This window comes from Pontimicrobium sp. MEBiC01747, assembly GCF_053601635.1.
Window position 1 is genome coordinate 20,335 of the sequence record NZ_JBSHNS010000421.1, and the last position, 8,521, is coordinate 28,855.

Annotated in this window: 5 protein-coding genes; 2 read left to right on the plus strand and 3 right to left on the minus strand. The window is 31.3% G+C overall.

The window, feature by feature from the left end:
• Positions 1 to 56 precede the first annotated feature (56 nt).
• Positions 57 to 1,889 carry a T9SS type A sorting domain-containing protein gene (locus ACVC2P_RS13705; RefSeq protein WP_452599019.1) on the plus strand — a complete coding sequence of 611 codons (1,833 nt, stop codon included), beginning with the start codon at positions 57 to 59 and terminating at the stop codon, positions 1,887 to 1,889.
• 74 nt (positions 1,890 to 1,963) lie between these two features.
• On the opposite strand, the gene gltX is transcribed toward ACVC2P_RS13705, so the two are convergent.
• From gltX to ACVC2P_RS13720, 3 genes are all read right to left on the minus strand, one after another.
• The gene (gene gltX / locus ACVC2P_RS13710; protein WP_452599020.1) at positions 1,964 to 3,475 is read right to left on the minus strand and encodes a glutamate--tRNA ligase; all 1,512 of its coding nucleotides are present in this window, start codon (positions 3,473 to 3,475) and stop codon (positions 1,964 to 1,966) included.
• 90 nt (positions 3,476 to 3,565) lie between these two features.
• Positions 3,566 to 4,609 (minus strand): alkane 1-monooxygenase, encoded by a 1,044-nt coding sequence (locus ACVC2P_RS13715; protein ID WP_452599021.1) that lies wholly within the window; start codon positions 4,607 to 4,609, stop codon positions 3,566 to 3,568.
• Positions 4,610 to 4,682: 73 nt separating this feature from the next.
• Complete coding sequence (locus ACVC2P_RS13720) at positions 4,683 to 6,542, minus strand: T9SS type A sorting domain-containing protein (protein ID WP_452599022.1); 1,860 nt, start codon at positions 6,540 to 6,542, stop codon at positions 4,683 to 4,685.
• Between the two features lie 274 nt (positions 6,543 to 6,816).
• On the opposite strand from ACVC2P_RS13720, the gene ACVC2P_RS13725 reads away from it, so the two are divergent.
• The coding region (locus tag ACVC2P_RS13725) for a DUF4175 family protein (RefSeq protein WP_452599023.1) at positions 6,817 to 8,521 on the plus strand (1,705 nt) is incomplete at its 3' end.

The window sequence follows — 8,521 nt, forward strand, 5'->3', positions numbered from 1 at the left end:
TTTGTTGCCTAATGTTGTTTATATTAAAGAATTAATTAATATAAAAAACAACTAAAATGAAACAAAAACTACTATTATTGTTTGCTTTATTTTTTAGTATTTCACAGTTTACATCTGCTCAAATGAGTAAACAAGATGTAGCTTTGAATTGGCTAACTAAAAATAAAGACATGTTAGGCGTTCAGCCAACACACGACTTCGAAATGCTGTTTAGCAGAGCTGGTTTATCTGGTGAAACGTTCCGTTATTATCAAATGTTAAATGGAGTACAAGTATTTGGTGCAGAAGTTACAATTCACGTCTCTAATAATGATGTGGTTACTTATCACGCTAGTACTTATGATAGAACTATAGCTGCTATAAATACAGTACCTTCTCTTACTGTAAATGAAGCCTTAGAATTGGCTAAAACTAATTTAAATGTAGCATCTTCAGATGTTATAGATAATACAAATAAACTTTACGTTTATAATAAGCAAGGAGAAACAAAACTAGTTTACAGAGTTTATATTCAAGCTTATTCTAAAACAGGAGCTTGGGAAGTTATGGTAGATGCACAAACAGGAGCTATTTTAAGCTCTAAAGATGTTGCTATTTACTACAAGCACGATCACGATAAGGATAAAAAGAAAGGGAAAAATAAAAAAGAAGCAAAAACTAATTCTGAAGCAGCAGTAATGGCAACAGGAACAGGTTTTGTTTTTGAGACAGACCCTTTAACAGCTACAACAAGTGCTTACGGAGGTCAATATGTAGACGGAAACGACGCTACAAACGCTGCTTTAGATGCAGCTAGAACTTCAGTTACATTATTAGATATAGAATTTGCTGGAGGAAATTATACACTAAAAGGGCCTTACACACAAATTGCTGAGTTAGACTCACCTAACAAAGGTTTATTTGTACAAGCATCTAACAACTTTGAGTTTAATAGATTTGAAGATGGTTTCGAAGCTGTAAACGTTTATTACCATACAGATAAAAGTATGCGTTACATTAATAATGATTTAGGAATATCTTTAGCACCACCACAAAATGGAGGCGTAATTCGTTTTGATCCACATGGAGCAGGAGGAGCAGATAACTCTTTCTATACTTCAGGAACTTTAGTTTTTGGAGAAGGATGTGTTGATGATGGAGAGGATGCAGATGTTATCCTTCACGAATTAGGACATGGATTACACGATTGGATTACTAATGGTGGTTTATCTCAAGTAAACGGTTTAAGTGAAGGTTGTGGAGACTACTGGGCAAACTCTTACAAGAGAAGTTTAGGACAATGGTCATCTACAGATGCTGCTTACAACTGGGTATTTGGTTGGGATGGACACAATACTTGTTGGCCAGGACGATCTACTGTATATCCAAATCTTTATCCAGGAGGACTTGGAGGAGGTATTCATGCAGAAGGACAAATCTGGGCAAGTTCATTAATGGAAATCTGGGAAATTATAGGACGTGAGAAAACAGATAAAGCCTTTTTAGAAGGATTAGGTATGACAAATAGTGGTACTAACCATGAACAAGCAGCAACAGCTGTTAGACAAGCTGCTATAGATATGGGATATACTTGTGTAGAAATAGATGCTATAACTGCTAGATTTGAAGCAAGAGGTTATACTTTGCCTGCTTACACTTGTGTATTAAGTGTAGACGAATTTGCAGCAAATAATATCTCTATTTATCCTAACCCAACAAATGGTATGATTACATTAAAGAACATTACGCAAGAGTATGATGTTAATGTATATAATATGTTAGGACAAAATATGAAACAACAATCTGTAAATAGCTCATCTAATACAATAGATGTTACTAACCTTTCTACAGGAACGTATTTTATTAAATTTAAAGGATACGATAAAGTATTAAAGTTTATAAAACTATAATGTTTTAATACATATTAAACATAAAAAAAGCGACCATTAGGTCGCTTTTTTGTTTTATATACTTTAAAAAAAGTTTATAATATACCAATTACTTTTTCTAAACGTTTAATGGTTTCACCTTTGCCTATCATATACATAATATCAAAAACATCGGGTCCTTGTAAAGCACCTACTAAAGCTAATCGTAAAGGCATCATTACTTTACCAAAACCAATGTCGTTTCCAGTTATCCAACCTTTTACTTCTTTTTGAAGCATTTCTACTTCAAAATCAGAAATATTTGAGACTATAGATATTACAGATGTTAAGATCTCTTTAGTACCATCTTTAAAAGCTTTTTTAGAAGCTTTTTCATCGTAGTTTTCTGGAGCAACAAAGAAATAACTGCTTAATTGCCAAAAGTCGCTTACAAAGGTTGCACGTTCTTTAATTAAATCAACAACCATAGCAATATAATTAACATCAATATCGTTTAATTCAGAATACTTAGCTTTGAAAGCTTCAGCTAAAGCTTCATTATTTTGCTCTTGCATATAGTGGTGATTAAACCACTTTATTTTATCTGGATCAAAACGAGCACCAGCTTTATTTACACGATCTAAATCGAAAGCAGAAATTAATTCTTCTAGGCTAAAAAGTTCTTGCTCAGTACCTGGGTTCCAACCTAAAAAGGCTAAAAAATTAACTACTGCATCTGCAAAATAACCTTCTTCCTTATAACCCGTTGAAATAGCACTTTCTTTAGGATCTTTCCACTCTAAAGGAAACACAGGAAAGCCTAATTTATCACCATCACGTTTGCTTAATTTACCTTTTCCTGTAGGTTTTAAAATTAATGGTAAGTGTGCAAATTCTGGAGCTTCCCAGCCAAAAGCAGTATATAATTGTATATGTAAAGCTAAAGATGGCAACCATTCCTCTCCACGGATTACATGAGAAATTTCCATTAAGTGGTCGTCTACAATATTAGCTAAATGATAAGTTGGCATACCATCGCTTTTAAATAAAACCTTATCATCTAAAACATTAGTGTCGATTTTAATATCACCTCTAATAATATCTTTTAGATGTAATGTTTCATCTTGAGGAGATTTAAAACGAATAACATAATGATCTCCAGCCTCTAATTTAGCTTTAGTTTCTTCTGTAGAAAGAGATAATGAGTTATTTAATTTTAATCTATTATGCCAGTTATAAATAAATGTTTTACCATTAGATTCATGGTCTTTTCTATGAAAATCTAATTCATCTGCAGTATCAAAAGCATAATATGCATTACCAGAAGCAATTAATTTATCTGCATATTGTTTATATAAATGCTTACGCTCACTTTGTCTGTATGGACCAAAAGTTTCATTTTTTCCAGGACCTTCATCAAAAGGAATATTACACCAGTTTAACGCATTAATTATATAATTTTCTGCACCCTCAACATAACGATTTTGATCTGTATCTTCTATTCTTAAAACAAAAGTACCATTATGTTTTTTAGCAAATAAATAGTTGAATAGTGCTGTACGTACACCACCAATATGTAAAGGTCCAGTTGGACTTGGTGCAAAACGCACCCTAACATTTTTAGACATTATCTGTGTTTTTAATAACAGCAAAGATACTTTGATAAGACTAAAGATGAAAGGTGAAACAGACTTGATTTATAAAAACAGGTTAAGTTTTTAATCTATAATCATGGATTTAGGAATTCGTTTATTCATTACGTAAAACCAAAGTGGCGGAATTAAAGCTAAAACCATAGCTGTTGGGTAACCACAAGGCATTTGTGGGCTCTCGTCATGACAGTCTAAAATTTGATATTTTTTTGAAGATTTATAATGATGATCGCTATGTCTTGTTAATTCATATAAAACAATACGGCCAACAACATGGTTTGAGTTCCAAGAGTGTATTTCTTTTACACGCTCGTAACGTCCAGATTTTGTTTTATGTCTTAATAAACCATAATGTTCTATATAATTTACAGTTTCTAAAAGAATAAAGCCTCCAATACCTGAAAAAATAGAAAATAAAACTCCTGTTTCTCCAAATACTGTAAATACGATTACTAAGTACATTATTTGAAATAACGTATACCAAAGCATATCATTATTAACACTAAAAAAGGAAGTGTTTTTATTTTTTAAAAGTCTTTTTTGTATGGACCAAGCATTAAAATATTGTCGTGTTGTTGAGGTTAGCCAAAAGGAATATACTGTTTGATTGTAACGAGCCGTAGCGGGATCTTCAGGAGTAGCTGCATGTAAATGGTGTCCAAAATTATGCTCAATATAAAAATGCATGTAAAAAGAGGGCAGTAATAATGCTTTACCTATAAAACGTTCGTTTGTTTTTTGTCTGTGGCCTAGTTCGTGCGCAACATTTATTCCATTAGTGCCTAAAACTATTCCTAATGAAAATGTTAAACCGATAAGTTCGTATATAGTAAGTGAGCTATTTGTAACGACATATAAGCTTAAAACAATTAGGCTAAAAACGATAGGTAAATTTAAATATAACAACCAATCAAAAAAATTCTGTTTTAGTTTTATATCTACAGATTTCGTGTCTAGGTTTTTAGTATCTACAGGTAATAATAATTCTAAAAAAGGAATAATTACAAAAGCGTAAACAGGTGTTAAAAAGCTAAAATAACCTTTAAAATACAGACCTATAAAAGCAGTTAAAGGAATTGTAAAAGCTGCTATGTATTTTAAATCTTTCATTATACCTAAAAATAAAATAAAACCTTTAAATATTAAAATACTTAAAGGTTTTATTAAAAAGGTATACTAAAACTTATTGCTTAATAAATTTTATAGAATGGCTTTTATTTGTTGTAGTCTTAACATGCAATATATATAGACTTGCATTTAAATTAGAAACATCTATTTTATTTTCACTAATAGTGTTGCTCTGTATTTTTTTACCTAATAAATCATAAATTTCATAGGACTCTATAGTTTCTTGGGTATTTATGTTTAAAATACTCCCTACAGGATTTGGATAAATAGATAAAGAGTTCTCTATCGTATTTATATTTTCAGCTCCATCAAAAGATTTAAATAAAGCCTTTATATGTTCTTTAACCTCTGTTGTAAATACGGTATCTAAATTACTGTCTGAGTTTTTAAAACCGTTTAAGGTTAGTTGATAAGACCAAGCCTCATCATAACAACTATCGCAACAAGATGGAACATACATACCAATAACATACAATTTATTGTTTTCAAAAGTATAATTAGGAAACGTTGTGGTTAAATCCCAAGTTGGGTTTGCCGATGTTGGTAATTGGCTGCTAAAACCACCTATATTGCTAGACCACGAAAACGAATTTGGAGCCATATTTACAAAATCTATTGGCGCATTAAAAGGGAATGATGCCAACTCGTAAACGAACCAATAGTACTTGTTATCATCATCATTATTAAAACAAGAACCTTCAGTAAGCAAAGCATCATCCACGATATCTATTGTATTTATAGAACCAGTTATTTGCTGTGGATTCCCTTGATTTTGGATAGTTAAACTTAAGTTTTGATCTAATTTTTGTTGTACAGAAATATCATCTATAGCTAAGTCATTTCCATCACCCAAACCATCTTCTTTTAAAAGAATTTTAATAGTAGTTACATCACTTTCCCCTGTAAAGCATTCAGTAATCTGTAACCAATCGCAAGGATTTGTAGGATCTGTATTTATTTTTTCCCAACCGTAAAGTTGTCCATTAATTTCAAACTGAATTTCAGGTAAAATATCAAAAGTACACTGCGGCATATTTTTAAAATTTGCACAAAGCTTGTAATTTTTTTCAGGATCTGTATTTATTGTTTGTTCCCATACCGTAGCAAAAGTTCCTGCAGACTGTGTAGTCTTTCCGTTAACCAATAAAAATTGACTATTATTTGCATATTGTGTAGAATCTGAACAAAAAGAGTGATCGTTTATAGTAGCTCCAAAAAGTGTTGCATTATTATCTATGTTGTAAGCTCCAGGAAATAATGATGCATCATTAGTATAATCACTAGAAAAACTTGTATTAGTAGACTCAAAATTTCCATTATCTACTAAATTCTCTCCTTCGCAGCAGTATGCACCTTGGTTATTTGGAGCTAAAGTTATACAAATATCGTCTATGGTTAAATTTACTTGACAACCATCGGAAACTTGTTTAAAAGGGTAAACCCACAATTGCGAGTAGTTTGCTGTAGGAGTAAATGTAGTCGTTATACTGGTCCAGTTATTTAATGAAGCAGATGCTGGTTGGTTTAGTATAATATCACCTGTAGGTGTAGCTGTCACTGCACCTGCATTATTTGTTGCAACTATAAACACTTGAGAATTAGTAGCTATGTTTTCTGTGCAATCAGCATTAACACCATCAGTTTTTATTCTAAAGGAAATAGTATAAGTTGTATTTGCTGTAAAGTTAATACTACCAGCAATAGACTCTCCGCCACCTGCATGCGACCATAGCCATGCATAAGCATTAGTAGGGTAGCCATGTAAAGATGGAGAGCCACTAGATCTAACCCAGTTAGTTACACAGTTGCTTTGAAATGCAGAGTCCCCACCGCAAGTTGCTGTACTGAAATCTCCATTTGTTAATAAATTGTTTGGACAATTATTATCTTGTCCTTGAGTTGTAATTACAGACATTATCAATGCCAGATAAAAGAATAGTTGATTTTTTCTCATGATTAAATTAATTAAATAACGCCTACTTTATTGTTTTGGCTGTTCGGCTTATACCATTTTTACAGCAGGCAAAGTTATCTTGGAACTTAATTTTTATACGCAGTGTATTCCTCCTTTTTAAAGCGTTATGAGGTCAATTTTATTTAGGTTATTTAACCCTGCTGTTTAAAAAGTTGTTAAAAAGTAAAACCTTAAAAATCAAAATTGTATTTTAGAGAGTTAAAAACTAGAAATTTTGAATAGCTTTAAAAACATACAAAGTAAACTAGAACAGTTTATTAAAAAATACTATACCAATGAGCTCATAAAAGGCGCTATTTTATTTTTTAGTATTGGGTTACTCTATTTCCTAATTACACTACTTGTAGAATCTGCACTTTGGTTAAACACTACAGCAAGAACCATTTTATTTTGGTTGTTTGTAGCTGTAGAGATCGGTTTATTTTACAAATTTATTGCTATTCCATTAGCAAAACTATTCAAACTAAAAAAAGGAATAAATTATGAAGATGCTTCAAAACTAATAGGAAATCATTTCCCAGAAGTAAACGATAAATTACTTAATGTACTCCAGTTAAATGCAGAAGAATCTAACTCAGAGTTACTTGCAGCAAGTATAGACCAGAAATCTGCAGAATTAACACCAATTCCATTTAAATTAGCCATTAATTTTAAGAAGAATGCTAAATATTTAAAATATGCTGCTATACCAGTACTCATTATTATTATAACAGCAGTTTTTGGTAAAATGAATTGGTTTAGTGATAGTTACCAACGTGTAATAAATTACCAAACAGCTTATGAGCCACCAGCACCATTTCAATTTTTTGTAATAAATGAAAACTTACAAGCTCTAGAAAACAAAGAATTTAGATTAATAGTAAAAACAGCAGGAGAAGTAGTACCAGAAAACGCCCAAATAACATTTAATAATGAAACCTATTTTTTACAGCAACGAGGCGCTGGAACATTCGAGTATGTTTTTGAGCAGCCCAAAAAGGACATTACATTTAAACTTTCTGCAAATAATGTAACCTCTAAACCTTACACGTTGAGTGTAGTAGAAGTGCCAACTTTGCTAAGTTTTGAAATGTTACTAGATTACCCAAGTTACACCAAAAAGCGAGATGAAGTTTTAAAAAGTACAGGGAGTGCAGTTGTTCCACATGGAACAAACATTACATGGAAACTAAAAACAAAAGCAACAGACAAAGTTTATTTATATTCTAAAGATACAATAATATTTAATAATGAATCTAAAGACGATTTTAAAGCGTCTAAGCGCGTTTATAATAATTTAGATTATAGTCTTAGCACAAGTAATAGAAACCTTAAAGATTACGAGAATTTGGCGTTTAATATATCGGTAATAAGAGACGAATACCCAGAATTAAGCTTAAAAACTAAAATAGACTCGCTCGATCAACAATCACTATATTTTTTCGGACAAGTAAATGACGACTATGGATTATCTAAATTACAGTTAGTCTATTACCCAAGTGACAACGATACAAAAAAACAATACCAACCAATAGAAATTTCTAAAGCTACTTTTTCAGAATTTATAAGTGCTTTTCCAAATGACTTAGATATAAAAGAAGGCATTGCTTACGATTTGTATTTTGAAGTATTTGACAATGACGCTGTAGGAAAAAATAAAAGCACAAAGAGTACAGTATTTACATACAGAAAAAGAACCAAAGAAGAAGAGGAGCAAAAACAACTACAAGAACAAAATGAAACCATTCAAGATTTAAATAAATCTTTGGAAAAATTCGACAAACAACAAAAAGAATTAGAAGAACTCTCTAAAACACAAAAAGAAAAATCAGAATTAAATTTTAACGATAAAAAGAAATTTGAAAACTTTTTAAAGCGTCAGAAACAACAAGAAGAAATGATGCAGAAGTTTAACAAGAAGTTAAAAGATAACCTTGAAG

What these genes read in the sequence shown, in the direction of transcription:
- ACVC2P_RS13705 (WP_452599019.1), top strand. Translation starts at nt 57, where the DNA reads ATGAAACAAAAACTACTATTATTGTTTGCTTTATTTTTTAGTATTTCA.
- gltX (WP_452599020.1), bottom strand. Translation starts at nt 3,475, where the DNA reads ATGTCTAAAAATGTTAGGGTGCGTTTTGCACCAAGTCCAACTGGACCT.
- ACVC2P_RS13715 (WP_452599021.1), bottom strand. Translation starts at nt 4,609, where the DNA reads ATGAAAGATTTAAAATACATAGCAGCTTTTACAATTCCTTTAACTGCT.
- ACVC2P_RS13720 (WP_452599022.1), bottom strand. Translation starts at nt 6,542, where the DNA reads ATGTCTGTAATTACAACTCAAGGACAAGATAATAATTGTCCAAACAAT.